Origin of the sequence: Xanthomonas cassavae CFBP 4642 (genome assembly GCF_000454545.1) — a bacterium.
In the GTDB taxonomy this organism is placed as follows: Bacteria; Pseudomonadota; Gammaproteobacteria; order Xanthomonadales; family Xanthomonadaceae; genus Xanthomonas; species Xanthomonas cassavae.
In genome coordinates, this window is the sequence record NZ_CM002139.1 from 2,262,992 (window position 1) to 2,287,602 (window position 24,611).

The following is a 24,611-nucleotide window of genomic DNA, read 5'->3' on the forward strand; positions in this document are numbered from 1 at the left end:
TCCGGGCTGGCAGGCGATGGCGCGCTGGCGGGGATCGATGCTGGCTGGCGTGGGCTGGCTGGCCGGGCGAGTGTAGCGAGGCTGCGCAAGCGCTGACGAAATGAGAATTAGTCTCAGCGTGCCGAGGGTTCCGGCGCGTTCGGTGAACGGGTGGCGGACGATGTCGTTGCAGGCGCAGCAGTCCTGTCGGTGGCGCGTTCGATGGCACGGGACGAGTTGCCGCCGCCGCTCTGCGGTGCAGCCTCGACGCCGGCGTCCGTGTCACTGCCGGCATCCGGTGCACGATTCACCGGCGGGTACGGATAGGCCACTGCCGGCCCCGGCTTCAGCCCTGCGCGCCAACGGGCCAGCACTGGCGCGATGCGTGCGCCGAGCGATTGCTGCGGCAATGAAGGGAGCTCGCCCTCCTGTTTCTCGCGTGCGGTGATGGCCGCTTTGGCCATGACGAATGCCGCCAACGGGTCGTCGGTTCGATTCATCGCATCGATCAGCCAGGCCTGGCCGAAGTAGGTTGCATTGGAGGTGTTGCCGCAGCCGAACGAGGGCCGATCCGCGCGCGCGGCGGTGAGGATCAACGTGTCCGGCGAACGCAGCGCCGGAATGAAGCCGCCCGAATAGCACGCTGACAGCACGATGATGCGGTTGCCGATGCCGGCATCGTCCAAGGCCTGGCGCAGATCCTGCGGGCTGATGACGTCTTCCTCGTCCTGGTTCACCTGCACATACAGGGTGTGGTCTTCGGTGCCGTGGGTGGTGACGAACAACAACAGCGCGTCGTCCTTGCGATCCATGCGCCTGCCGACCGCAGCGAGCGTGTCGTAGAGATTGTCGTAGGTCGCCAGCGGCGCGTACGGTTGCTCGCCCAGATTGTCGGGATTGTTGACCAGGGTGACCACGTGGCCGCGCGCATCCAAGCGTTGCTCGAACAACTGTTTGAGGTAGAGCGTTTCGTTGCGGAATACATCGTCGCTGGCATCGCCGGCAAAGCCGACCACGTAGAGATCGGTCACACCAGGGCGCTGCGGTTGCAACGCAGACAGCGCCTTGGTCAGTGCGGCCTGATCCACCGGGTCGGCCTCGGCGGTTTGTTGTGCGGCCGGTGCCGGCAAGGCTGCGCCGGCATTGGGATGACAACCACCCAGCAGAACGACCAGAGCCAGCAGTGCCGGCACCCGCCGGATCGTGCTCGCTGCGGGCAACCAGGGGGAACGCAATGAGAACAACGCCGAAGCCTCTCGAAAACGCGTAGCAACAAGACCGAGATGCTGCGCTTGGAAGCACACCCGGCCGCCGTGCGGCTACCGGGTGTCTTCACTGCGCCGGTTCAGAACACCAGCTGCGAAAAACTTTCCACGCGCTGGTGGCTGCCAATGTCTTCTGCAGAACGCGGCGTGGGGTAGTCCTCGCGGCGATCCAGCAGGGCGGTCCGCATGCCGGTACGCTTGGCCGCATCCAGTTCCTCGATCACGTCCGACAGGAACAGGATCTCGGTGGCAGGTACGCCGATGCGCTCGGCGATGCGGCGGTAGCTGGCGCTCTCGCGCTTGGAGCCGACTTCGGTATCGAACCAGTCGCTGACCAGCCCGCTCAGGTCGCCGGCATCGCTATGGGCGAAGAACAGCTTCTGCGCCGGCACCGAGCCGGACGAATACACGTACAGCGGAATGCCCTGCGCATGCCAGGCCTGCAGCTGGATTGCCGCATCGGCATAGATGTGCGCGGTGAAATCGGCGGTCTTGTAACCATCGCCCCAGATCAGCCCTTGCAAGGCCTTGAGCGCGGTGTGCTTGCGGTCCTCGTCGATCCAGGTCTGCAGCGTGGTGATCAACACCTCGTCCGGCACGTCCTCGCCGATCTCGTCGGCCACCTGGTTGAGCCAGTGACGCACCTGCGGGTGATTGCCGTGCTCGCGCACATAGGCGGGCATGGCACGACGTGCATACGGAAACAGCACGTCCTTGACGAACGAGATGCTGCTGGTCGTACCTTCGATATCGGTGAGGATCGCTTGCGGTCGTGTCATCGTCAGCTGGCCTTGTGAGGTTTCTCGGGGGCGTAGCGGGGGAATTGTTTGGCGATTTCGGTGCCGGTGAAGTGGCCGACCCAGCCATCGGGCTCGGTGAAGAAACGGATCGCCACGAAGTGCGGCTCCGGCCCCATATCGAACCAGTGCAGGGTGCTGTCGGGCACGGCAATCAGATCGTCCTTGACGCATTCGATCTCATAGACCTTGGCGTCCACGTGCAGCGTGAACAGGCCCGAGCCAGCGACGAAGAACCGTACTTCGTCTTCCTTGTGGAAGTGCTCGTCCAGAAATTTGGCGCGCATTTCCTCGCGCTTGGGGTTGTCCGGCGCGATGCTGACCACGTCCACGGTCTTGAAGCCGCGCTCGGCGCTGATGCGGTCGATGTCGGCGCGGTAGGCGTCCATCACCTGCTCGGGCGTGGCGCCGGGTTCGACCGGCTGGCTGGCGTGCCAGCGCTCGAAGGTCACGCCGATCTTCTTCAGTTCGCTGGCGATGGCATCGCCGTCGCGGCTGTCGAAGTCCGGCGTGGCGGGGTTGGTGTCGGCAAAGATACGCAGTCGGCTCATGGCGGTCTGGCTCACGAAGGGGGACGGGCAGAACTCAGCGCGGGCCGCGCAATTTCAGCAGTTCGAGTTCGCAGTGCAGCAGGAATTCGAATGCCTCCAGATGGCGGCGTGCCTCGGCCATGTTGCGGCCCCAGGCGTACAGGCCGTGTCCTTCGATGAGATACCCCCACATGCTCCGTTTGTCCAGCAAGGCCTCCACTTGCGCGGCGAGCACCTGCATGTCCTGGGTGTTGGCGAACACCGGTACGTCCACTGCGGTTTCGTGGGTGGTATTGCCTTCGAGGGCCTTGAGCAGTTCGTAGCCTTCCAGGCGGATCACGCCGCTGCCTGCATACAGGCGGGAAGCAATCGTCTGCACCGGAGAGTGGGTATGCAGCACGCAACCGATCTCCGGAAACCGGCGATACAGCTGGGTGTGCAGCAAGGTTTCGGCAGACGGGCGCAGCGGGCGGCCGACGGCCAGGCCATCGAAGTCCACCACCATGATGTCTTCTTCGACCAGACGGCCCTTGTCGCGTCCGGACACGGTGATCGCAGCGTGCTGTTCGTCCAGGCGATGGGAAAAATTGCTGCTGGTGGCGGGCGTCCAACCGGCCTGGGCCAGCTCGTGGATATTGCCGATCAGCAACTGCGCCAACTCGTGCAGACGGGCGGCGCTATAGGGCAGGGGGGCAGTGGTCGCATTCATGGACCTATTCTACTGCCCCGCTGGATTACGGTCAGGTGCAGCGCAGCAGGGTGTCCTGCAGCCACGGCCGGACCTAGAGCGGCCGACGGGGATGGAAAGCGCGCGCGTCTGGCAGTGAGCGCAGTGGTTTGGTCAGCCGCCTTTGGTTGGATGCAGTTGGAAGCCTAGGTCAAACGCTGAGTCGGTCGGGGGGCTCGGCGCCCTCACCGCTCGCGGGACACGCCGTGAACCCATCCCTGAGGGCGCGGTGGCGGCATCCATGCCGCCAACGGTCCCGCAATCGGCGAGGACACCGAGCCAGACTGTTGGTCGGTGGCTGCATGGAAAGCTGCTTGTCGCACGTGTGTGGACGTCGAACCGGCGTACCAGCACCAAACTACGCGCATCACGCACTGCGCTCAACGAGGCACACCGACCATCTCGACTCCTCCTTGCCCGCCCACCGTCGGGAGACCTTACGCTGCAAGGATGCCGCGTAAGAGCCTACACGGACATGCTTGCGGCGTGTCCTGCGACCATGGGCGGGCAAGGGCCCTGCATTCAAGCGACAGATCAGCGCCGTCAAGCCAAGCGCCAGATCGGCCGCTCTGCAACGAAGACCCGGGTCATCCGCACTGCCATACGCCGACGCGCAGTCTTTGCGTTAGCCACTGCTGGCTCGTGCGTTTGCTCAACGACCGTCGCGCAGGTGGCTATGACGATAGCCGTAGCCGAAATAGACCACCAGCCCGACCAGCGTCCACACCCCCATCAGCATCCAGTTGTGCAGGGTCATTGCCGACAGCAAGGCCAGGCAGCTCAGCACACCGGCGATGCAGATCGGCCAGGCGAACGGAATGCGGAACGGACGCGGCAATTCCGGATGGGTGTAACGCAGGATCATCACGCCGGCGCAGACGGCGGCGAAGGCGATCAGCGTGCCCATCGAGGTCAGCTCGCCCAGCACATCCAGCGGGAAGACGGCGGCCAACAGTGCGATGCCCACACCGGTGATGACGGTATTGATATGCGGTGTGCGGTACTTGGGGTGGATGCGGGTGAAGATCGATGGCAGCAGACCGTCGCGGGCGATGATCATGAAGATGCGCGGCTGGCCGATGATCATCACCAGCACCACAGACGACAACCCGATCAACGCGCCCACTTCCACCACCACGCGCAGCCAGGCCAGCTGCGGATGCGCGGCCACTGCCGTCACCACTGGCTCGTCGGTGCCCAGCAGGGTGTAGGGCACCAGGCCCGTCATCACCGCAGCCATGGCGATGTACAGCACGGTGCAGATCACCAGCGACAGCATCATGCCGATCGGCAGGTCGCGCTGCGGCCGGTGCGATTCCTGCGCCGCCACCGAGACCGCCTCGAAGCCGATGTAGGCGAAGAACACCATCGCCGCGCCACGCAGCACGCCTTCCATGCCGTACTTGCCCGGTGCTTCGTTGGCGGGGATGAAAGGATGCCAATTGGCCGGGTCCACGTACTTCCAGCCGGCCGCAATGACCAGGATGATCAGACCGGTCTTGAGGATCACCATCGCCATGTTCATCGCCGACGATTTGCGGATGCCGACATAGCACAGCCAGGTCAGCAGCAGCACGATGCCGGCGGCGGGCAGGTTGGCGATTGCACCGGTCCGCTGCAGCTTGCCGTCCAGCGGTGCACTGACCAGGGCGGCAGGGAGATGGATGTTGAAGTGTTCCAGCAGGCTGAGGAAATAGCCGGTCCAGCTGACCGCCACCGCCGAGGCCGAGACGCCGTATTCCAGCACCAGCATCCAGCCGATGAACCAGGCCGCCAGTTCGCCGAAGGTGGCGTAGGTATAGGTGTAGGCGCTGCCGGATACCGGCACCATCGCGGCGAACTCGGCGTAGGCCATCGCGCAGAACGCGCAGCAGACTGCGGCCAGCACGAACGACAGCACGATCGCCGGGCCGGCATGCTCGGCCGCGGCCTGGCCGGTGATGACGAAAATGCCGCCGCCGATCACCGCGCCGATGCCGAGTGCGGTCAGCCCCCAGGGGCCGAGCGCGCGTTGCAGGCCCAGCCCGTCGGCCGCCTCATGGCTGGCGTGCGGGTGTTTGGTGGCCCAGAGTTGCTTGAACATGCAGCGGTTCCTGTTGAATCCTGCACATGGCGGTGCGGGCTTGTGCGAAATATGCGGGCTATTGCGAGGGACTCGCGTTGTCAAATCCTCGCACACGGATGTGCGGGCTGTTGCGAGGGACTCGCATTCAGGCCTTGCGGGCCAGACGGCTATGGTGGATGCCGTAGCCGAAATAAATGAACAGGCCGATCACGGTCCAGCCCACGAACACCTTCCAGTGTTCCTGGAAGGCCTGGAAGAACAGGAACAGGCAGGCCAGTGCGCCCAACGGGCAGATCACCATTGCCAACGGCACCCGGAACGGGCGCGGCAGGTCGGGCTTGGTGAAGCGCAGCACCATGACGCCGGCGCAGACGGTGGCAAAGGCGAGCAGGGTGCCCATCGAGACCAGCTCGCCCAGTACGTTCAACGGGATCATGCCGGCCAGCAGCGCGGCAACCACGCCGACTAAGAGCGTGCCGACGTAGGGCGTGTGGAACTTCGGGTGCACCTTGCCGAACAGCTTGGGCATCAACCCGTCCTTGGCCATGGTGTAGAAAATGCGCGGCTGCGCCATCAGCATCACCAGCACCACCGAGGACAAGCCGGCGATCGCGCCGATCTCCACTGCAGTCTTGAGCCAGGTCAACTGCGGGTGCGCTTCCAGCGCGGTCGCCACCGGCTTGGCGGTGCCCAGCTGGGTGTAGGGCAGCAGCCCGGTCAGCACCGCACAGACGATGATGTAGATGACCGTGCAGATCGCCAGCGACACCAGGATGCCGATCGGCATGTTCTTCTGCGGGTCCTTGGTTTCGCCGGCCGAGGTCGAAACCGCGTCGAAACCGATGTAGGAGAAGAACACGATGGACGCCGCGCGGAACACCCCGTCCCAGCCGAACTGGCCCGGGCCGGTGTTTTCTGGGATGAAGGGGTGCCAGTTGGCCGGGTCGATATAGGCGATGCCGAAGCCGACGAACAGGCAGATCACCACCACCTTGATCGCCACCACGATGGCGTTGGCGAATGCCGACTGGGTGACGCCGACGTAGCACAGCATGCTCACTGCAGCGACGATCAGCACCGCCGGCAGGTTGATGAGGTTGCCGGAGCTGACAAAGTTGTGGCCGTCCCAGGCCAGTGGCGCGCCGGCCAGCTCGGCCGGGAACGGCAATCCAAGCGTGCCGGTCAGGAAGCTGATCAGGTAGGCCGACCAGCCGACCGCGACGCTGGAGCCGGCAAACAGATATTCCAGTACCAGGCACCAGCCGATGAACCAGGCGATGCCTTCGCCGAGCGTGGCGTATGAATACGAATAAGCACTACCGGAGACCGGCATCATCGCGGCGAATTCGGCGTAGCACAGGCCGGCGAAGGCACAGGCGATGCCGGCAAAGACGAAGGACAACATCACCGCCGGGCCGGCATGGTTGGCCGCAGCCTGGCCGGTCAGCACGAAGATACCGGCGCCGATCACCGCGCCGATGCCCAGCATGATCAGATGCTTGGCGGTGAGGGTCCGTTGCAGCGTGGCTTCGCCCTTCAGGCTGCCTTCGACCGGTTCGCCCGCGTCGACATGTGCGGCGGGCTCGATCGGTTTGACCCTCAACAGAGACTTCAGCATTCGGTACATCCCCAAGTGGCAAAGCCAAGGCGCTGGCGCCTGGGCAAAGGTGTGCGCCGCGTCCCGAAGGGACAGGCAAGCGGCCTACCTTGCCAAAGCTACACGCTCACGACAAGCGCGTACGCAGCATGAATGGCGATAATGGTCGCCTGGCCCACGGGCGACCGAGACCAACAGATGGTGGATGCAACCCTGCGGCAGCAACTGGCTGCCTACCGCACGCGCTGGCCGGACGAGGCCATGGTGGCCGAGCAGTTCGCACAGCTGCTGGACGATGCCACCAATCCGTTCGTGCGCGCGCGTGTCGAAGGTCATTTCACCGGCTCGGCCTGGGTGGTCAGCGCCGACGGTAACCGCACCCTGCTCACGCATCACCGCAAGCTGCAGCGCTGGCTGCAACTGGGCGGGCACGCCGATGGCGACCGCGACCTGGCCCAGGTCGCGCTCCGCGAAGCGGAAGAAGAATCCGGTTTGCCCGGCCTGAGGCTGGCGGATGCGGACCTATTCGATCTGGACCGCCACTGGATCCCGGCACGCGGCGAGGTGGCAGGCCACTGGCACTACGACGCGCGCTACGTGGTGGTGGCCGGCGCGGACCAAGACTTCCAGGTCAGCGAGGAATCGCTGGCCCTGGCCTGGCGCCCGATCGTCGAGCTGCTTGCAGAACCGGAGCTGGATCCGTCGCTGCGGCGCATGGCGGAGAAGTGGATGGCCCGAGGCGTGTGATGGGTGCTGAGGTGTGCGCCCTCATCCGCCCTGCGGGCACCTTCTCCCGCAAGCGGGAGAAGAGAGCAAGCGGGAGAAGGGAGCAAGCGGGAGAAGGTGGCGCAAAGCGCCGGATGAGGGCGCTCGTGCAACAACAGATCAATAAAGTACCCGAGTCCGCAAGGTGCCTTCGATCACCGCCAGGCCTTCCTTCAACGCGGTGGCCTGCGCCTCGCTGGCGCTGACGTCGATCACCACGTAACCGACCTTGGGGTCGGTGCGCAGGAACTGGCCGTCGATGTTGACGTTGTGGCGCGAGAACAGTTCGTTGAGCTGCGACAGCACGCCCGGCACGTTGCGGTGGATATGCAGCAAGCGCAGGCTGTCGGGGTGCTCGGGCAGCGTCACTTCGGGGAAATTCACCGCCGACAAGGTGCTGCCGTTATCGCTGTAGCGCACCAGCTTGGCGGCGACCTCGATGCCGATATTGTCCTGCGCTTCCAGCGTACTGCCGCCCACATGCGGGGTCAGGATCACGTTGTCGTGTGCGGTCAACTTCGATTCGAACGCATCGCCATTGCCCTTGGGCTCGATCGGGAACACGTCCACCGCCGCGCCGCCGATCTGGCCGGAAGTGAGCGCCGCATCCAGCGCGTCGATGTCGATGACGGTGCCGCGCGAGGCGTTGATCAGGTGCGCGCCAGGCTTCATGCGGGCGATTTCGGCTGCGCCGATCATGTTCTTGGTCGACGGGGTTTCCGGCACGTGCAAGGTCACCACGTCCGAACGCGCCAGCAGGTCGTCCAGGTCGATGGCGGCACGTGTGTTGCCCAGCGACAACTTGGTTTCGATGTCGTGGAAGATCACCTGCATGCCTAACGATTCGGCCAGCACGCCGACCTGGGTGCCGATGTGCCCGTAGCCGACGATGCCCAGTACCTTGCCGCGCGTTTCGCGGCTGCCGGCGGCCGACTTGGACCAACCGCCGCGGTGGCATTGCGCGTTCTTCTGCGGGATGCCGCGCAGCAGCAGGATCGCTTCGGCGATGACCAGTTCGGCCACGCTGCGGGTATTGGAGTAGGGCGCGTTGAACACCGGAATGCCGGCCAGCTCCGCCGCCTCCAGGTCCACCTGATTGGTGCCGATGCAGAAGCAGCCCACCGCGATCAGGCGCTTGGCATGCGCCAGCACCTGCGCGCTCAGCTGCGTGCGTGAGCGGATGCCAACGATATGCGCATCGGCGATGCGGGCGATCAACTCGTCTTCCGGCAACGACTTGGCGTGCAGTTCGATCTGCGAATACCCGGCGGCGCGGAACGCATCCACCGCGGTCGGGCTGATGCCTTCCAGCAACAGCACGCGGATGTCCTGCTTGGGAAACGAGGTCTTCTTCGGCGACATGGGGGAGCGCAATGCAGCAATCGGGGTTGGCAACTATGCCAGATGGGGTGCCCGATGGGGGGCGCTCGCAACGCACTGTTCGCAGGCCTGCAGCCCGTGTGCCGCAACGGTTTCAGCTGAATCCAAGGCGCCGGTGGCGGCTGGCGGTATCGCTGGACGAGGCCGGCGCACGCTGGCACGCTGTGCGGTTCCTATCCGCAGCGCCGCGTGCCATGACCGATCCCCGCATCCTTTCGTTGCAACAGGCCGTGCCGGCGTTGCGTGTGAAGACCGAGCCGGCCGACCTGGAACATTACGGCCGCGATTGGACGCGCCGCTGGACGCCCAATCCGCTGGCCATTGCGCTGCCCGGGTCGGTGGAGGACGTGCAGGCCGTGGTGCGCTGGGCCAACGCGCAAGGTGTGGCGGTGGTGCCCTCGGGCGGCCGCACTGGGCTGTCCGGTGGTGCGGTGGCGGCCAACGGCGAGCTGGTGTTGAGCCTGGAGCGACTGAACAAGCCGCTGGACTTCAACGCGGTGGATCGCACGCTCACCGTGCAGGCGGGCATGCCGCTGGAGGCGGTGCACAACGCCGCACGCGAGCAGGGCCTGATCTATCCGGTGGATTTCGCCGCACGTGGTTCGTGCTCGATCGGCGGCAACATCGCCACCAATGCGGGCGGAATTCGCGTGATCCGTTATGGCAACACGCGCGAGTGGGTGGCCGGCCTGAAGGTGGTGACCGGCGCCGGCGAGCTACTGGAACTCAACAACGCGCTGGTTAAAAATTCCAGCGGCTACGACTTCCGGCACCTGATGATCGGCTCCGAAGGCACGCTGGGCATCGTGGTCGAGGCGACGTTGCGGCTGACCGATCCGCCGCCGCCCAGCAATGTGATGCTGCTGGCGCTGCCCTCGTTCGATGTGCTGATGCAGGTGTTCGCCGCCTTCCGCGCGCAGCTGCGCCTGGAGGCCTTCGAATTCTTCACCGACCGCGCGCTGGAACACGTGCTGGCGCATGGCGCGCAGGCACCCTTCGCGCAGGTGCATCCGTACTACGTGGTCACCGAATTCGCCGCCGGCGATGAGGCGCAGGAAGCGGCCGCGATGGCGGCGTTCGAGACCTGCATGGAGCAGGGCTGGGTCAGCGACGGCGTGATCAGCCAGAGCGATGCGCAGGCGGCGCAGCTGTGGCGCCTGCGCGAAGGCATCACCGAGGCGCTGGCGCGCTACACGCCGTACAAGAACGACGTGTCGGTGCGGATCTCGGCAATGCCGGCGTTCCTGGCCGAAGCCCAGTCCTTGCTCAAAGCGGCTTACCCGCATTTCGATGTGGTGTGGTTCGGCCATATCGGCGATGGCAACCTGCACATCAATGTGCTCAGGCCCGATGCCACCAGCCAGGCCGAGTTCGTGGCGGCCTGCGATCAGGTTACCAAGCTGCTGGCGCAGGCGCTGCAGCGATTCGGCGGCAGCATTTCGGCCGAGCACGGCATCGGGTTGGTCAAGAAGCCGTATCTGTGGAGCACGCGCTCCGGCACGGAGATCGCATTGATGCGTGGCGTCAAACAGGTACTCGACCCCCATCTTTTGCTGAATCCCGGCAAGCTGTTCGAGATGGACGACGCGCCAGGCAGTGCGCACGCCGGTTAGTCTTTCGGAACCTTCACATGGAAACGACGCGCCGATGATTCGCTCACTCGTGTTTTGTGCACTGCCCCTGCTGCCGCTGGCGGCGTTCGCTTCCAGTCTGGCCGGCACGTCGGCCGGCGCTTCGTCGGCCGGGTCGTCCAACAGCAGCAGCTCCGGCGATGACAAGGTTTTGGCCGATGCCCGCGAGGATGCCGCCGGCTTCGTCGCCAGCAATGGCGCGATCCGTGGCGCACGTCTGGAAGCGGCGCTGCTGCAGCTGCGCACGCGCAGCGATGCAGCGCGCCTGGCCAGCGATCTGGAACTGGCGCAGTCCATCCTGGCGCAGTGAGTCCACGCCAGCGCTGCGGGTGGTGGTTGGCCGTGGCGATCGCCGCGGCCGCACAGCGTGACGCCGCCGCCGCGCCGGTCTCGCAGATCAACATCGTGGCGTCGGTATCGGAACCGGCCGACCGCGCGGCCAGCGATGCGCTGGTGCAGCAGGTGGTGCGGCGCCTGTCGCCGCGTTGGGCCGAGCGTTTGAAGGCGCCGATCGCCTTGCAGTGGCGAGACGATTTGCCGGCCCGGGTGCATGGCCGTGCCATCGGTCAGCGCATTCTGCTCGACCGCGCCTTGTTGCAGGCATGGCGCGCGCAGCCGGACAGTGCGCGCAGTGATGTCACAGCACCGCCCACACGCGCCGCCATGGCGGCGTTGGTGCACGAGTTGGCGCATGTCCTCGACCGCGGCAGTGGCAGCGCCTTGTCACGCGATCCGCGGTTGCGCGACCTGGCCGGCTGGCAGGTGCGGCCCTGGCGCATCGGACGTGGTGCCAACCATTTCAGCGACCGCAGCCCCGACGACTATGAGCGTCGCAGCCCGGCCGAGTTTGTCGCGGTCAATCTGGAACATTTCGTGCTGGACCCGGACTACGCCTGCCGGCGGCCGGCACTGGCGGCGTGGTTGTCGCAGCAGCTGGGCCCGCCGCAGGGTGCCGCGTCGTGTACGCCAGCGCTGCCCTATCTGCAGGCCGACAACGATGCCGGTGCGATGTCCTTGCTGACGCTGGACCCGGCGCGCGTCTATGCGGTGGACTACCTGCTTGCCGAGGGCAACGAACAGCCGATGAGCCGCTGGGGCCACAGCATGCTGCGGCTGGTGATCTGCGCGCCCGGCCGTGCGCTCGGGCCGGCGTGCCGGCTGGATCTGCAGTACCACCGCGTGCTGTCGTTCCGTGCCTTCGTTGGCGATGTGCAGATTTCCAGCTGGCGCGGGCTCACCGGCTCGTACCCCTCGCGCCTGTTCGTGCTGCCGTTGAACCAGGTGGTGGACGAATACACCAAGGTGGAACTGCGCGCCCTGTCGTCGGTGCCGTTGGCGTTGACACCGGCGGAGATCGCCGCGCTGCTCGCGCGTGCGGCGCAGGTGCACTGGAGTTACGACGGGCGCTATTACTTCATCGGCAACAACTGTGCGGTGGAGACCTACAAGCTGCTGCACGACGGCGTGCCGCGTCTGGCCGCCGCCCGCCTGTCGTCGATCATTCCGCGCGGCGTGCGCCAGCGCCTGCAACGCGCGGGCATTGCCGACATGGCCGTGCTGGACGATCGCGCGCAGGCCACGCGTCAGGGCTATTACTTCGAATCGGCGGCCACGCATTACCAGGCCATGTTCGATGTGCTCCGGCGTGGCCTGCCGGTGCCGCAAACCAGCGTGACGCAGTGGCTGGATGCGGCGCCGCAAGCGCGCGCCCAGTGGTTCGATCGCGGCGGCCTGCGCGAAACCGCGGCGGCCTTGTTGCTGGAACAGGCGGCGTTGCGGCGCCAGGAGTTACTGGCGCGCGATGCACTCAAACGCCTGCTGCAAGCGGGCGTGGTGGGGCGCGAAACAATGCAGGGGCAGCTGCAGTCGCTGTTTGCGCGTGAAGCGCAACTCAGTCATCCCGCGATCCTGTTGGGGAGCACCGGGTACGGCTTGCCGCAGGCAGACGAGCAGCGACAACTGAGCGCGCGCGTGGCGCAGGACAGCGATGTGCTGGTCGGCGGCTGGAAGCAGCTGCAGCTCCTGGGCCGCCAGCACTTGCCGGCCAACCTGCGCAGTGGATTGGAGCAGGGCGAGGCGAATGTGGCGCAGTTGCGCACGCGCCTGCGCCTACTTGCGCGCGGTGATGCGGCCGCCGAGAACGTGCAGGCGGACATGCGCCTGCCTCTGCAGGTGCAATAGTGATCGGGCGACGCGAAGGGGCGCAGCACCAGCCCCTCTCCCGCGGGGGCGAGAAGGCAGGGCTTGCGCGCCACTGGCGCGCGTGCCTTGGAGCGCCCGCGCTGCGAGCGCGAGCCGGGGCGCGGGGGTTGGGGTGAGGGGACGGGGCGAAGCTCTCGTGTTATTCCAACTGCACGAGGCTTCGCCCGTACCCCCATCCGGCGCTACGCGCCACCTTCTCCCACCAAGGGGATCAATGTCCCGAGCGGTGAAGGGATACCTCAGCGGGCGGGTTGCAGATCCGCTTGCACCGCATACTGGCGCAGCCATTGGCTGATGCGTGCATCGTTGCGGTACTGCTGCATCAGCTTGGCCAGACGTGCCGGTGCCGGTGTGCAGAACTGCGCAACTGCCACTTCGATCTCGTGGCGGCGATCGGCGTCGTAGGGTTCTTCGCCGGCGAAATGCACGCAGGTGTCGTAGTCGTCCACCAGCGCACGCACGTCGTCGGGCATGCCGCACAGGCCGGCCGGGTGCTGCAGCCATTCTTCCTCCACCTTGGGGTCGGTGCAGGTGGCCGCAGCCGGTGCCGACGCGGGCGTCGGTACGGGTTTGGCGGTGCAGGCCGCCAGCAGCCCCAGCGACAGGGCTGCGAGCAGGCGCCGCATCAGTCGGCGCGGCCGGCGAATTCGCCGGTGGTGGTGTTGACCAGCACGCGTTCGCCGTTGCTGATGTACTCGGGCACCATGATTTCCATGCCGGTATTGAGCTTGGCCGGCTTCGGGCGCTTGGTGGCGGTGCCACCCTTGAGTTCGGGCGGGGTTTCCATCACTTCCAGCGTCACTGTCTGTGGCAGCTGTACCGCCACCGGCTGGTCGTCGATCACCTGCACGTAGATGCCGGTCAGGCCATCGGTGATGTAGCCGGCATCGTTGCCGATCACGTCCGCATCCAGCGTGTAGGGAGTGAAGTCTTCGTCGTCCATGAACACGAACGCCTCGCCATCCTTGTACGAGAACGTGGACTGACGGCGCAGCAGCTCGACTTCCGGCAGGTTGTCGTCGGCATCGAAGCTGGCGTCCAGCTTGGCGCCGCCGGGCACGCTGTACATGATGAAGCGGAAGCGCACATTGCCACCGCGCCCCTGCGGCGAGCTGCGCTCGATGTCGCGGATCTGGTAAATGCCGCCGTTGTGTTCGACGACGTTGCCTTTCTTGATGTCGTTGGCTTTCATGGGTCAAGTCAGAGATTGGGGATTCGGGATTGGCAAAACAGGATTCAGAAGGCGGGAAGGGTACGGCGTTTTTGCTGTCACGAATCCCCAATCCCGAATCCCGGCTACTTGGGTGCCAACCGCACGCCGCCGTCCAGGCGGATCACTTCGCCGTTGAGATAGCGATTGCGCAGGATGAAGGCGACGGTGTCGGCGTATTCGTCGGGTTGGCCCAGGCGCGACGGGAACGGGATCGCCGCGGACAGCGATTGCTGTACCGCTTCGGGCATGCCGTCGACCATCGGGGTCCAGAACACACCCGGTGCGATCGTCATCACGCGGATGCCGAAGCGCGCCAGCTCGCGTGCCATCGGCAGGGTCATGCCGACCACGCCACCCTTGCTGGCGGCATACGCAGCCTGGCCGATCTGGCCCTCATAGGCGGCCACCGACGCGGTGTGGATGATGACCCCGCGCTCGCCGTCGTCGCCGGCGGTATTGTGCTGCATCAGATCGGCCGCGGCCTTGGCGACATTGAAGCTGCCGACCAGATTGACCAGCACGGTGGTGCGGAAGGTCGCCAGTGGCATCGGCGCCTCCTTGCCCAGCACCCGGCCGGCGCCGAGGATGCCGGCACAATTCACCACCAGGTTGAGCCCGCCCAGCGCCTGCGCGGCCTGCGCCATGTTGGCGGCAACCTGCGCTTCGTCGGTGACATCGGTGGCGAGGTAATGCGCGTTGCCGGCGCCGAGCGATGCCAGCGCCGCGTCGGCCTTGTCGGCATTGACGTCGAACAGCGCGACCTTGCCGCCGTCGGCAACGATGCGCTGCGCCACGGCCAGGCCCAACCCGGAGACGCCACCGGTGATCACGGCAAGGACAGACGTTGGCTGCATGGAGGGTTCCCTGAAGAAGCGCTGCGGGCCGACGCAGATCGGCTCGCGAGCGGGTTGGCGCGCGGCCGGCAATTCTAGCCGAAGCCCTGGCGCGATCGTGGTGGTGGTAACGGCCTTGCGGCCCTCAGCCAGCCGCCGCCAGTGCCCTGCCGGTCTTGCTGCCGGTATCGCGGCCGAGCAGTTGCGCCAGCCAGCGGCCGATGCGGGCCAGGGCGGGCAGGTCGATGCCGGTGGACATGCCCAGGCCATGCAGCAGGTACACCACGTCTTCGCTGGCGACGTTGCCGCTGGCGCCCTTGGCGTACGGGCAACCGCCGGCACCGGAGACGGCGGCATCGACCACGCGCACGCCTTCCTCGAGGCAGGCGGCGATATTGGCCAGCGCCTGGCCATAGGTATCGTGGAAATGCACGGCCAGTGCCTCCATCGGCACCTGCTGCGCCACCGCGGCCAGCATCTGCTGCGCCTTGCGCGGCGTGCCGACCCCGATGGTGTCGCCCAGCGAGATCTCATAGCAGCCCAGTGCGTACAGCCGTTGCGCGACATCCACCACGTCGGCCACCGGCACCTCGCCCTGGTAGGGGCAGCCGAGCACCGTGGAGACATAGCCGCGCACGCGCACGCCATCGATGGTGGCCTGCTCCAGGATCGGGCGGAACCGCTCGATCGATTCGTCGATGCCGGCATTGGTGTTGGTGCGGTTGAACGTCTCCGACGCGGCCGTGAACACCGCCACTTCGCGCACGCCTGCGGCCTGCGCACGGCTGTAGCCCTGCAGGTTCGGCACCAACACCGGGTAGGCGATGCCTGGCAGCTGGGTGATGCCGGCGAACACGTCGGCAGCGTCGGCCAGTTGCGGCACCCAGCGTGGGCTGACGAAGCTGGTGGCTTCGATGGTGCGCAGGCCGGTGGCCGACAATTGATCGATCAGCGCGATCTTGTCGGCGGTGGCGATCGGTTGCGCCTCGTTCTGCAGTCCATCGCGTGGGCCCACTTCGACGATGCGGACGACGTCGCTCATGCACCCGCGTCCGCACATGCACGACCGGATACGGCCGACGCAGCAGCCTTGTTATGTGCGCCCACTTCCGCGCAAGGAGATAACGGGATCAAGGACATCGGAACGGTGCTCATGCGGCGCGGTGACAGACCGCTTCGAGGTTGTTGCCATCGGGGTCGAGCACGAAGGCGCTGTAGTAGTGCGGGTGGTAATGCGGGCGCAGGCCGGGGGCGCCGTGATCGCGGCCGCCGGCGGCGAGCGCCGCCTGATGAAAGGCCTCCAGGCTGGCGCGGTCGGTCGCCGTCAACGCTAGATGCGTAGCGCCCAAGGCTTGCGCCTGGGAACCCAGCCACAGGAATGGCCGTTCGATGCCGAAACCGGCGTGCGCGCGGCCGCCGGTGTCGGCTGCGGTCAATTCGGCCAGCAGCGTGATGCCCAGCGGCGCCAGCGCCACGCGGTAGAACGCCACACTGGTCTGCAGGTCGCTGCAGGCCATGCCCACGTGGTCGATCGCGCTCACGCCACGCTCTCCGGCACCCAGGCAGGAGCGCGCTTGTCCAGGAACGCGCCAAGGCCTTCCTGGCCTTCGGGCGACACGCGCAGACGGGCGATCCAGGCCGCGTTGGCGGCATCGATGGCATCGCGGTCGGCGGGCGGCATGACCGAGCGCACCAACGCCTTGGCATGGCTGGTGGCCAGCGGCGCGGCGGCCAGCAGCAGGCGAACCTGGCGTTCCACCGCCGTATCCAGTTGATCGGCCGCCACCAGCTGGTGCAACAGGCCCAGCAACTGCGCGGTGCCGGCGTCGAAGATTTCGGCGGTGGCGAACCAGCGCCGTGCCTGGCGCGCACCGATGGCGGCAATGACATAGGGCGAGATCACCGCCGGCAATAGCCCCAGCTTGCTTTCGGTCAGGCCAAAGCGCGCCTCGGTGCAGCCGATGGCGATATCGCAACAGGCCACCAGGCCCACGCCACCACCGAAGGCCGCGCCATTGACGCGGGCGATGGTGGGCTTGGGCAGTTCGTCCAGCGTGCGCATCAGCCGCGCCAGCGTCAGTGCATCGGCGGCGTTCTCTGTTTCGCTGGCACCGGCCATGCCGCGCATCCAGTTCAGGTCCGCGCCCGCGGAGAATGCATCGCCGGCACCGGTCAGCACCACCACGCGGATCTGCGGTGCGCTGCCGACGTGCTGCAAGGCCTCGGTGAGCGCGGCGATCAACGTCGCATCGAAGGCGTTGTGCACGGTAGGGCGATGCAACCGCAAGGTGCGGACCGGTCCCTGGTCCTCGACGATCAAGCCGGTGTCCTGCATTGCGTACGTCCATGAATGGGATGCGAACCATCATAGCGGCACGGGTCGCCAGAGCCATGACGCGGTGCGTCGATGCTAGAATTGAGAACCATTCCTATCAATCAGGCCGTCTTTGTGACGTTGTCCGACATGCCCCTGCATTGCGCCGCCATCGTGGATTCCGTGGAGGATCGTCTCCCTAACGACACGATCGCCCGGCGCCTGCGTGAACTGGGGTTTGTCGCGGGCGAGGAAGTCACCGTGCTGGCAATGGGGCCGGTCGGTCGCGAACCCTTGCTGGTCCAGGTCGGTTATACGCGTTTTGCCTTGCGCCGTAGCGAGGCCGCACGCGTGCACGTGCGCGAAGAAGAGGTGTCGGCATGAGCGCGGCCATCGTCCCGTTGCGTCTGGCGTTGGTGGGCAATCCCAACAGTGGCAAGACCGCGCTGTTCAATCAGCTGACCGGCAGCCGCCAGAAGGTGGCCAACTACACCGGGGTCACCGTCGAGCGCAAGGAAGGCCACTTCCGCGCGCCGTCCGGACGCGATTTCGCGGTGCTGGACCTGCCAGGCGCCTACAGCCTGCAACCGGCCAGCCTGGACGAGGCGATCACCCGCGACCTGTGCCGCGGGTTCTATCCGGGCGAGCCGGCACCGGATGTATTGGTGTATGTGATGGACGCGACCAATCTGCGCCTGCATCTGCGCTTTGCGCTGGAGCTGCGCGAACTGGGCCGGCCGATGATCGTGGCGCTGAACATGATGGACGCCGCACAGCGACGCGGCATCGTGATCGACCTGCCGGCACTGGAACAGGCGCTGGGCGTGCCGGTGGTGGAAACGGTGGCGGTGCGGCGCGGCGGCGCCAGGGTGCTGGTGGAACGGCTCGATGCGCAGGCGGCCAGCCTGGCCGCGCCGACGGCCACGCCCCCGGCCGATGGCAACTACCACGCGCAGGTGCGGCAGATCCTGAGCGCGGCGGTCACCATGCCCACGCGCACCTCGCGCGTGGACGATGCGCTGGACCGCTGGCTGCTGCATCCGGTCTGGGGGCTGGTGACGCTGGCGGTGGTGATGTTCCTGATCTTCCAGGCGGTGTATGCCTGGGCCACGCCGGTGATGGACCTGATCGATGTCGGCACCGCTGCGCTGGGCGAGTGGGTGGGGAGCACCATGCCGGAAGGGCCGCTCAACAGCCTGCTCAAGGATGGTGTCATCGCCGGACTGGGCGGGGTGATCGTGTTCTTGCCGCAGATCCTGATCCTGTTCGCCTTCATCCTGGCATTGGAAGAATCCGGCTACCTGCCGCGTGCTGCGTTCCTGCTCGATCGCATGATGGCGGCGGCCGGGTTGTCCGGGCGTTCGTTCATTCCGTTGCTGTCGAGTTTTGCGTGTGCGGTGCCGGGCATCATGTCCACCCGCAGCATCCAGGACCCGCGCGACCGGCTGGCCACCATCATGGTCGCGCCGCTGATGACCTGTTCGGCGCGGTTGCCGGTGTATGCGCTGCTGATCGGGGCCTTCATTCCGCAGAGGACGGTATGGGGCATCTTCAACCAGCAGGGGCTGGTGTTGTTCGGGTTGTATGCCGCGGCCATCGTCAGTGCACTGCTGGTGTCGTGGACGATGAAGAAGTGGCGCCGCGACAAGAGCGAGCACCCGCTGATGCTGGAGTTGCCGTCCTACCGCGTGCCGCAGGTGCGCGACCTGGCGCTGGGGCTGTGGGAGCGCGCCTGGATCTTCCTCAAGCGCGTGGGCGGCATCATCCTGGCGCTGACCATCCTGTTGTGGTTCCTGTTGTCGTTCCCGGCGGCGCCGGCAAATGCCACCTTGCCGGCAATCGACTACAGCTTTGCCGGCCGCATCGGCCATGCGATGGCGGCGTTCTTCGCACCGCTGGGCTTCAACTGGCAGATCTGCATTGCACTGATTCCCGGCCTGGCTGCGCGCGAAGTGGCGGTGGCCTCGCTGGCCACGGTGTACGCGCTGTCGTCCGCCGACGACGATGCCGCAGCGCAGGCCCTGTCCCCGCTGATCAGCGATGGTTGGTCGCTGGCCACCGCGCTGTCGCTGCTGGTCTGGTACATCTACGCGCCGATGTGCATCTCCACGCTGGCCACGATCAAGCGCGAAACCAATTCGTGGAAGCAGATGACCATCAGCGCGGTGTACCTGTTCGCGCTGGCCTACCTGGCCTCGCTGGTGACCTACCAGCTGGCAGTCGCGCTCGGGGCTGGCTGAGATGGACCTGTCGCTCACCCTGCAATACCTGGTCATCGCCGTCGCGGTGCTGCTCAGCCTGTGGGTGGTGATGAAGAAGCAGTTTCCCGGTCCCTTGCGCCGCCTGCGCGGGGCGCTTGCGCTCGCTCTGCTGCGCGCCGGCCGGCCGGCCTGGATGCACGTACTCGGCCGCGGCATCGCACCGCCGGCCACGCAGGGTGGCGCGTCCTGTGGCGGTTGCGACAGTTGCGGCCCGACGCCGCCACGCAAGCACTGAGGCACGCAACCTACGCTACACCTGCGCGGCCGCAGGACGCGGCATGGCAGGGGGATGGGAATGCGTTTGCTGGTGTTGCTGGCGATTCTGGCCGCGGTGGCCGAGATTGCGCCCAACGAACAGTCGGCGATGGTTGAAACGCGCGCCACGCTCGGCCTGCCGGGCATGCGCATGACCTTCCGCTCGCGTGACAAGCTGATCCGCAAACGCTGGAAAACGCTGATTGCGCGCAGCGAGGACACCGTCTGGGTCGGGCCGGCTTACCAATAGCCGTGCCCGCAATAGCGGCGGAGCTGCGGATCTACGGTGTGGATCCATGCCTGCCGCTGCGGCTTGGGCGCAGGGACTTCATGCCACCTGCAGATGCGGCAGGCGGCGGTTGCTTTCACCGGATTGAATGCTTGTGCAGAAAGCCGATTCCGAGCGCAGGCAGCGCCCGTCTGGCCGCTGCGCAGCATGCTTGCAGCTATTCTTGTTCAAATCGTCGTCAGTTCAGCCATTGCAACCCGCTGACGCACATGGCCGCTGCAGACGGTGCCGAACGTTTCCCCGCTGCCGCCTGACGGGTCCGGCGATGCCAGCGCACGCTGCAGTGCACAGCATCTGCGCAGCGGCCGTTGGGTATGCTTATGCCATGACCACTTCCTTCCAGATTTCCCGACGTGCGCAGGCGCTGACCAGTTCGGCGATTCGCGAAATTCTCAAGGTGACCGAGCGCCCGGAGGTCATTTCCTTCGCCGGTGGCCTGCCATCGCCGGCCACCTTTCCGGTGGAGCGCATGCGCGCGGCCAGCGACCAGGTATTGCGCGACGCGCCGCAGGCCGCGCTGCAATACGGCCCGACCGAAGGCTATGCGCCGCTGCGCGAGTGGGTGGCTGCGCGCCTGAGCTGCGATGGCGCCAGCATCCGGCCCAGCCAGGTGCTGATCACCACCGGGTCGCAGCAGGGCCTGGACCTGCTGGGCAAGGTGTTCATCGACGAAGGCAGCAAGGTGCTGGTGGAGACGCCGAGTTACCTGGGCGCATTGCAGGCGTTTTCGCTGTTCCAGCCCAGCTTCGTCGGCATGCCCTCGGACGAGGAGGGCGTGGTGGTGGACGCGCTGGATCCGGCCCTGCTGGCCGATGCGCGCTTTCTGTATTGCCTGCCCAACTTCCAGAATCCCACCGGCCGCCGTCTGCCGCTGGCCCGGCGCCAGGCGCTGGTGGAGCGTGCTGCGCAGGCGGGTGTGCCGATTGTCGAAGACGATCCGTATGGCGAGTTGTATTACAGCGGTGAGCCGCTGCCGAGCCTGTTGTCGATGAACCCCGAAGGCGTCATCTACATGGGCTCGTTCTCCAAGGTGCTCGCGCCGGGCCTGCGGCTGGGGTACGTGGTGGCGCCGGAGGCGGTGCTGGGCAAGCTGATCCAGGCCAAGCAGGCAGCCGATCTGCATACGCCATCGTTCACCCAGCGCGTGGTGTACCAGACCTTGCAGGACGATTTTCTCGACACCCATATCCCGCAGATTCGCGCGCTCTACGCGCGCCAGTGCAGCCTGATGCTGGAAGCGCTGGACCTGCACTTCCCGGAACAGGTGCAATGGAACCGCCCCGAAGGCGGGATGTTCCTGTGGGTCAGCCTGCCGCCGGGGTTGGACGGCACGGTGCTGCTAGCGCGGGCCATCGCACGCAACGTGGCCTTTGTGCCGGGTGCGCCGTTCTTCGCCACCTTGCCGCAGGCCAACACCTTGCGCCTGTCGTTCGTGACCGTGCCGGCCGAAAAGATCGATGCCGGCATCCAGGTGCTGGGCGAGGTGTTGCGCGAGGCATTGGCCGAGCTGCCGGGGCAGGGTGCATGACGGCATCGGCGATGACCGCGCAGATGCCATCGTCCACGCCGATCGATAGCGTGGCCATTGGCGTGGCGCGCGATTTCAGCCGCCCCGGCACGCGCAGCGCCATCGACAAGCGTGCCGTACCCGGACCGGTACGGGTGGGTATCGACGGGCTGGATGGCGACGAGCAGGGCGACCGCCGTGTGCATGGCGGGCCGGACAAGGCCATCCACCATTATCCGCGCGAGCACTACGCCGCCTGGCGCAGCGAACTCGGTGCGCATGCCTTGCTGGAGAGCGCTGGTGCCTTCGGCGAGAACCTGAGCACCGTCGGGCTGACCGAAGCCGATATTTGCCTGGGCGATCGCTTCGCGTTGGGCACGGCGGTGGTGGAGGTGTCGCAAGTGCGCCAGCCATGCTGGAAACTCTCGGACCGCTTCGGCGTGCGCGACATGGCGCGCCGGGTGCAGGACACCGGCCGCACCGGCTGGTATTACCGCGTGCTGCAACCCGGCGCCGTGACTGCAGGCGATATCCTGGCCTTGCAGGCACGTCCGCATCCGCACTGGTCGCTGTCGCGCCTGCAACAACTGCTCTACGCACGCGCGGTGGACGAAACCGCCATCACGGAGGTTCTGACGCTGCCGTTGGTGCCGTCGTGGCGCATCCTATTCGAACGCCGCCTGCAACGCAGCCAGGTCGAAAGCTGGAGCAAACGTCTGGATGGCGTGGAAGACTGAGTGCAGCTGACAGCACGGTGACTTGGCAGCCATGCGGGCACGGCGGCCGGCCTCATGCTTTCCGATTCCCGATTCCCGGCACCTTGTACAACCCCCGCAGCCTCGCTAGCCTGCGCGCATGACAAGCTCCCCTGTAAAAGTGTTGATCCACGGCGCCTCCGGGCGGATGGGCAAGGCCTTGCTGCGCCTGTCGGCCGAAGACGAGGCCTTGCAGGTCGTCGGTGCGGTGGTGGGGCGCTCGCCTGCGCAGCGGGTGGTGGACGGCGTGCCGTTCTTCGCCGCCAGCGAGCTGGGCGGCGCGCCGGCCTTCGATGTGGCGGTCGATTTCAGTTTGCCGCAGGGCTTTGCGCCGATCCTGGCGTTGTGCGCGCAGCGCGGCAGACCGCTGGTGTCCGGCACCACCGGGCTGGACGAGGCGCAGCGGTCGGCATTGCTGCAGGCGGCACAACAGATTCCGCTGGTGTGGGCGTCCAACTTCAGCCTGGGCGTGGCGGTGCTCACCGAGCTTGTCGAGCGCGCCGCCGGTACCTTGCCGGGCTGGGATTGCGACATCGTCGAAGCGCATCACGTCCACAAGCAGGACGCGCCGTCGGGGACTGCCCTGACCCTGGGTGAAGCCGCCACCGGCAGCGGTGCGCAGCCGCGTTTTGCCAGCCTGCGTGCCGGCGATATCGTCGGCGAGCATACGGTGCAGTTCACCGGGCTGGGCGAGCGGCTGGAGCTGGTGCATCGGGCCACCAACCGCGACATTTTCGCGCGTGGTGCGTTGCATGCTGCCAAGCGCCTGATCGGCCGGCCTGCCGGCAGTTACCGGGTGCGCGACCTGGTGTTGTAGCGCCGCGCAACCGCGTGTGAACGCACGCGCGGTTGCGCTGCGTATGCATGCGGGTGCGCCGCCGGGCATGCTCGTCTCGCTTGTCAGGCTGGCAAGCCGGAGCACTTGCCATTACAATTCTCGCTTGCCCGAACCAGCGTCGGACCGGTCCTCAGCACCGCGTCCGCGCTTTGCTGCAACCGGAATTTGGCCGGAAGCGCATCGGAGTCCCAGGCAGCCAGAGCGAGACCCCACGTGACCCAACCCGCAATCCTTGTCCTCGAAGACGGTACCGTGTTCGAGGGCGAATCCGTAGGCGCCAACGGGCTTTCCGTCGGCGAAGTGGTGTTCAACACCGCCATGACCGGTTACCAGGAAGTCCTGACCGACCCCTCCTACGCCCGCCAGATGGTCACGCTGACCTATCCGCACATCGGTAACACCGGTTTTACCGATCAGGACGATGAGGCCCGCAAGATCTGGGCCGCCGGCCTGATCGTGCGCGATGTGCCGCGCCGTCCCAGCAGCTGGCGCAGCCAGGTGGCCTTGCCGGAATGGCTGCAGGCGCGCGGCGTGGTGGCCATTTCCGGCATCGATACCCGCAAGCTGACCCGTCTGCTGCGCGAAAAGGGCGCCCAGAACGGCGCGCTGATGGCCGGCGAGATCGACGTCGACACCGCACTGGACGCCGCGCGCAAGTTCCCCGGCCTGAAGGGCATGGACCTGGCCAAGGTGGTCTCGACCGAGACCAGCTACACCTGGCAGGAAGGCCAGCTGGACTTGGACGCCAATGCGTTCGTGCGCGCCGAGCTCAAGTACCGCGTGGTGGCGTACGACTACGGCGTGAAGCTCAACATCCTGCGCATGCTCGCCGAGCGCGGTTGCGACGTCACCGTGGTGCCGGCACAGACCCCGGTGGCCGAAGTGCTGGCGATGAATCCGGATGGCGTGTTCCTGTCCAACGGCCCGGGCGACCCGGAACCCTGCGACTACGCCATCGCCGCGATCAAGGAGCTGGTGGCGAAGAAGGTGCCGACTTTCGGCATCTGCCTGGGCCATCAGCTGCTGGCGCTGGCTGCCGGTGCGAAGACGCTGAAGATGACCACCGGCCACCACGGCGCGAATCACCCGGTGCAGGACCTGGACGGCGGCCGGGTGATGATCACCTCGCAGAACCACGGCTTTGCGGTAGACGAACGCACGCTGCCAGCCAATGTGCGCGTCACCCACCGTTCGCTGTTCGATGGCACCAACCAGGGCATCGCGCTGACCGACGCGCCGGCCTTTTCGTTCCAGGGCCACCCGGAAGCTTCGCCGGGGCCGCGCGATGTGGGGCCGTTGTTCGATCGGTTTGTGGCGTTGATGGCTGAAGTGAAAGCTTGAACCCCGTCCAGGGCCACATGCTCGCTCTGATGACTGCATGGCATACCGTCGGCCCCAGTGGAGGTCC

General features: G+C 66.4%; 24 protein-coding genes and 1 pseudogene. 12 read left to right on the forward strand and 13 right to left on the reverse strand.

The features are described 5' to 3' along the window. Positions 1-113 precede the first annotated feature (113 nt). The 6 genes from XCSCFBP4642_RS0110135 to XCSCFBP4642_RS0110160 all read right to left on the reverse strand — a co-directional run bounded on the left by XCSCFBP4642_RS0110135 (position 114) and on the right by XCSCFBP4642_RS0110160 (position 6,981). Positions 114-1,181: a C13 family peptidase gene (locus tag XCSCFBP4642_RS0110135; protein ID WP_425480189.1), complete on the reverse strand. Its 1,068-nt coding sequence runs from the start codon at positions 1,179-1,181 to the stop codon at positions 114-116. A 143-nt stretch (positions 1,182-1,324) separates the two neighbouring features. Next, entirely contained in the window at positions 1,325-2,023 is a 699-nt protein-coding gene (mtnC, locus tag XCSCFBP4642_RS0110140; protein WP_029219684.1) for an acireductone synthase, read from the reverse strand. A gap of 2 nt (positions 2,024-2,025) precedes the next feature. After that, entirely contained in the window at positions 2,026-2,592 is a 567-nt protein-coding gene (locus tag XCSCFBP4642_RS0110145) for a 1,2-dihydroxy-3-keto-5-methylthiopentene dioxygenase (RefSeq protein WP_029219685.1), read from the reverse strand. Between the two features lie 34 nt (positions 2,593-2,626). Next, positions 2,627-3,280: a methylthioribulose 1-phosphate dehydratase gene (locus XCSCFBP4642_RS0110150; RefSeq protein ID WP_029219686.1), complete on the reverse strand. Its 654-nt coding sequence runs from the start codon at positions 3,278-3,280 to the stop codon at positions 2,627-2,629. A gap of 670 nt (positions 3,281-3,950) precedes the next feature. Continuing rightward, positions 3,951-5,381 (reverse strand): amino acid permease, encoded by a 1,431-nt coding sequence (locus XCSCFBP4642_RS0110155; protein WP_029219687.1) that lies wholly within the window; start codon positions 5,379-5,381, stop codon positions 3,951-3,953. A 127-nt stretch (positions 5,382-5,508) separates the two neighbouring features. Then, positions 5,509-6,981: an amino acid permease gene (locus XCSCFBP4642_RS0110160; protein WP_029219688.1), complete on the reverse strand. Its 1,473-nt coding sequence runs from the start codon at positions 6,979-6,981 to the stop codon at positions 5,509-5,511. A 141-nt stretch (positions 6,982-7,122) separates the two neighbouring features. On the opposite strand from XCSCFBP4642_RS0110160, the gene XCSCFBP4642_RS0110165 reads away from it, so the two are divergent. Next, positions 7,123-7,707, forward strand: coding sequence for an NUDIX hydrolase (locus XCSCFBP4642_RS0110165; RefSeq protein WP_029219689.1), 585 nt, complete (start codon positions 7,123-7,125; stop codon positions 7,705-7,707). Positions 7,708-7,845: 138 nt separating this feature from the next. Here the strand turns inward: XCSCFBP4642_RS0110165 and serA are convergent, their stop codons facing one another. Next, complete coding sequence (gene serA, locus XCSCFBP4642_RS0110170) at positions 7,846-9,087, reverse strand: phosphoglycerate dehydrogenase (protein WP_029219690.1); 1,242 nt, start codon at positions 9,085-9,087, stop codon at positions 7,846-7,848. Between the two features lie 212 nt (positions 9,088-9,299). Between serA and XCSCFBP4642_RS0110175 the strand changes: the two genes are divergently transcribed. From XCSCFBP4642_RS0110175 to XCSCFBP4642_RS0110185, 3 genes are read left to right on the forward strand one after another with little or no spacing between them, the layout of a single operon-like run. Beyond that, positions 9,300-10,718 (forward strand): FAD-binding oxidoreductase, encoded by a 1,419-nt coding sequence (locus XCSCFBP4642_RS0110175; RefSeq protein ID WP_029219691.1) that lies wholly within the window; start codon positions 9,300-9,302, stop codon positions 10,716-10,718. Between the two features lie 34 nt (positions 10,719-10,752). Then, entirely contained in the window at positions 10,753-11,046 is a 294-nt protein-coding gene (locus XCSCFBP4642_RS0110180) for a DUF2388 domain-containing protein (RefSeq protein WP_029219692.1), read from the forward strand. Continuing rightward, positions 11,043-12,917 (forward strand): DUF7844 domain-containing protein, encoded by a 1,875-nt coding sequence (locus XCSCFBP4642_RS0110185; protein WP_029219693.1) that lies wholly within the window; start codon positions 11,043-11,045, stop codon positions 12,915-12,917. Before XCSCFBP4642_RS0110180 ends, XCSCFBP4642_RS0110185 begins: the two co-directional genes overlap by 4 nt. Positions 12,918-13,177: 260 nt before the next feature. On the opposite strand, the gene XCSCFBP4642_RS0110190 is transcribed toward XCSCFBP4642_RS0110185, so the two are convergent. The 6 genes from XCSCFBP4642_RS0110190 to XCSCFBP4642_RS0110215 form a co-directional block, all read right to left on the reverse strand. Then, a complete protein-coding gene (locus XCSCFBP4642_RS0110190; RefSeq protein WP_029219694.1) occupies positions 13,178-13,564 on the reverse strand; it encodes a hypothetical protein in 387 nt (128 codons plus the stop codon). Continuing rightward, positions 13,564-14,130, reverse strand: coding sequence for an elongation factor P-like protein YeiP (yeiP, locus tag XCSCFBP4642_RS0110195; protein ID WP_029219695.1), 567 nt, complete (start codon positions 14,128-14,130; stop codon positions 13,564-13,566). Before yeiP ends, XCSCFBP4642_RS0110190 begins: the two co-directional genes overlap by 1 nt. Positions 14,131-14,234: 104 nt before the next feature. Continuing rightward, the gene (locus tag XCSCFBP4642_RS0110200; RefSeq protein WP_029219696.1) at positions 14,235-15,005 is read right to left on the reverse strand and encodes an SDR family NAD(P)-dependent oxidoreductase; all 771 of its coding nucleotides are present in this window, start codon (positions 15,003-15,005) and stop codon (positions 14,235-14,237) included. A gap of 124 nt (positions 15,006-15,129) precedes the next feature. After that, the gene (locus tag XCSCFBP4642_RS0110205; protein ID WP_029219697.1) at positions 15,130-16,026 is read right to left on the reverse strand and encodes a hydroxymethylglutaryl-CoA lyase; all 897 of its coding nucleotides are present in this window, start codon (positions 16,024-16,026) and stop codon (positions 15,130-15,132) included. A 109-nt stretch (positions 16,027-16,135) separates the two neighbouring features. Then, entirely contained in the window at positions 16,136-16,525 is a 390-nt protein-coding gene (locus XCSCFBP4642_RS0110210; RefSeq protein WP_029219698.1) for a VOC family protein, read from the reverse strand. Continuing rightward, positions 16,522-17,319: an enoyl-CoA hydratase-related protein gene (locus tag XCSCFBP4642_RS0110215; RefSeq protein WP_029219699.1), complete on the reverse strand. Its 798-nt coding sequence runs from the start codon at positions 17,317-17,319 to the stop codon at positions 16,522-16,524. Before XCSCFBP4642_RS0110215 ends, XCSCFBP4642_RS0110210 begins: the two co-directional genes overlap by 4 nt. A 114-nt stretch (positions 17,320-17,433) precedes the next feature. On the opposite strand from XCSCFBP4642_RS0110215, the gene XCSCFBP4642_RS0110220 reads away from it, so the two are divergent. The 8 genes and pseudogenes from XCSCFBP4642_RS0110220 to carA all read left to right on the forward strand — a co-directional run bounded on the left by XCSCFBP4642_RS0110220 (position 17,434) and on the right by carA (position 24,544). Beyond that, positions 17,434-17,682 carry a FeoA family protein gene (locus XCSCFBP4642_RS0110220; RefSeq protein WP_029219700.1) on the forward strand — a complete coding sequence of 83 codons (249 nt, stop codon included), beginning with the start codon at positions 17,434-17,436 and terminating at the stop codon, positions 17,680-17,682. Further along, positions 17,679-19,538 (forward strand): ferrous iron transporter B, encoded by a 1,860-nt coding sequence (gene feoB / locus XCSCFBP4642_RS0110225; RefSeq protein ID WP_029219701.1) that lies wholly within the window; start codon positions 17,679-17,681, stop codon positions 19,536-19,538. The genes XCSCFBP4642_RS0110220 and feoB overlap by 4 nt, the downstream gene beginning before the upstream one ends. 1 nt (position 19,539) lies before the next feature. Further along, positions 19,540-19,794 carry a DUF6587 family protein gene (locus XCSCFBP4642_RS0110230; protein ID WP_029219702.1) on the forward strand — a complete coding sequence of 85 codons (255 nt, stop codon included), beginning with the start codon at positions 19,540-19,542 and terminating at the stop codon, positions 19,792-19,794. Positions 19,795-19,896: 102 nt separating this feature from the next. Further along, positions 19,897-20,064 (forward strand): annotated as a pseudogene (locus tag XCSCFBP4642_RS0110235) (nuclear transport factor 2 family protein); the annotation flags it as partial. A gap of 364 nt (positions 20,065-20,428) precedes the next feature. Next, the gene (locus XCSCFBP4642_RS0110240; RefSeq protein ID WP_029219704.1) at positions 20,429-21,631 is read left to right on the forward strand and encodes an aminotransferase-like domain-containing protein; all 1,203 of its coding nucleotides are present in this window, start codon (positions 20,429-20,431) and stop codon (positions 21,629-21,631) included. 11 nt (positions 21,632-21,642) lie between these two features. After that, on the forward strand, positions 21,643-22,347 hold the full coding sequence (locus tag XCSCFBP4642_RS0110245) for an MOSC domain-containing protein (RefSeq protein ID WP_425480177.1): 705 nt from the start codon (positions 21,643-21,645) through the stop codon (positions 22,345-22,347). A gap of 118 nt (positions 22,348-22,465) precedes the next feature. Further along, positions 22,466-23,182, forward strand: coding sequence for a 4-hydroxy-tetrahydrodipicolinate reductase (gene dapB, locus XCSCFBP4642_RS0110250; protein ID WP_029219706.1), 717 nt, complete (start codon positions 22,466-22,468; stop codon positions 23,180-23,182). Positions 23,183-23,416: 234 nt separating this feature from the next. Further along, complete coding sequence (gene carA / locus XCSCFBP4642_RS0110255) at positions 23,417-24,544, forward strand: glutamine-hydrolyzing carbamoyl-phosphate synthase small subunit (protein ID WP_029219707.1); 1,128 nt, start codon at positions 23,417-23,419, stop codon at positions 24,542-24,544. Positions 24,545-24,611 lie beyond the last annotated feature (67 nt).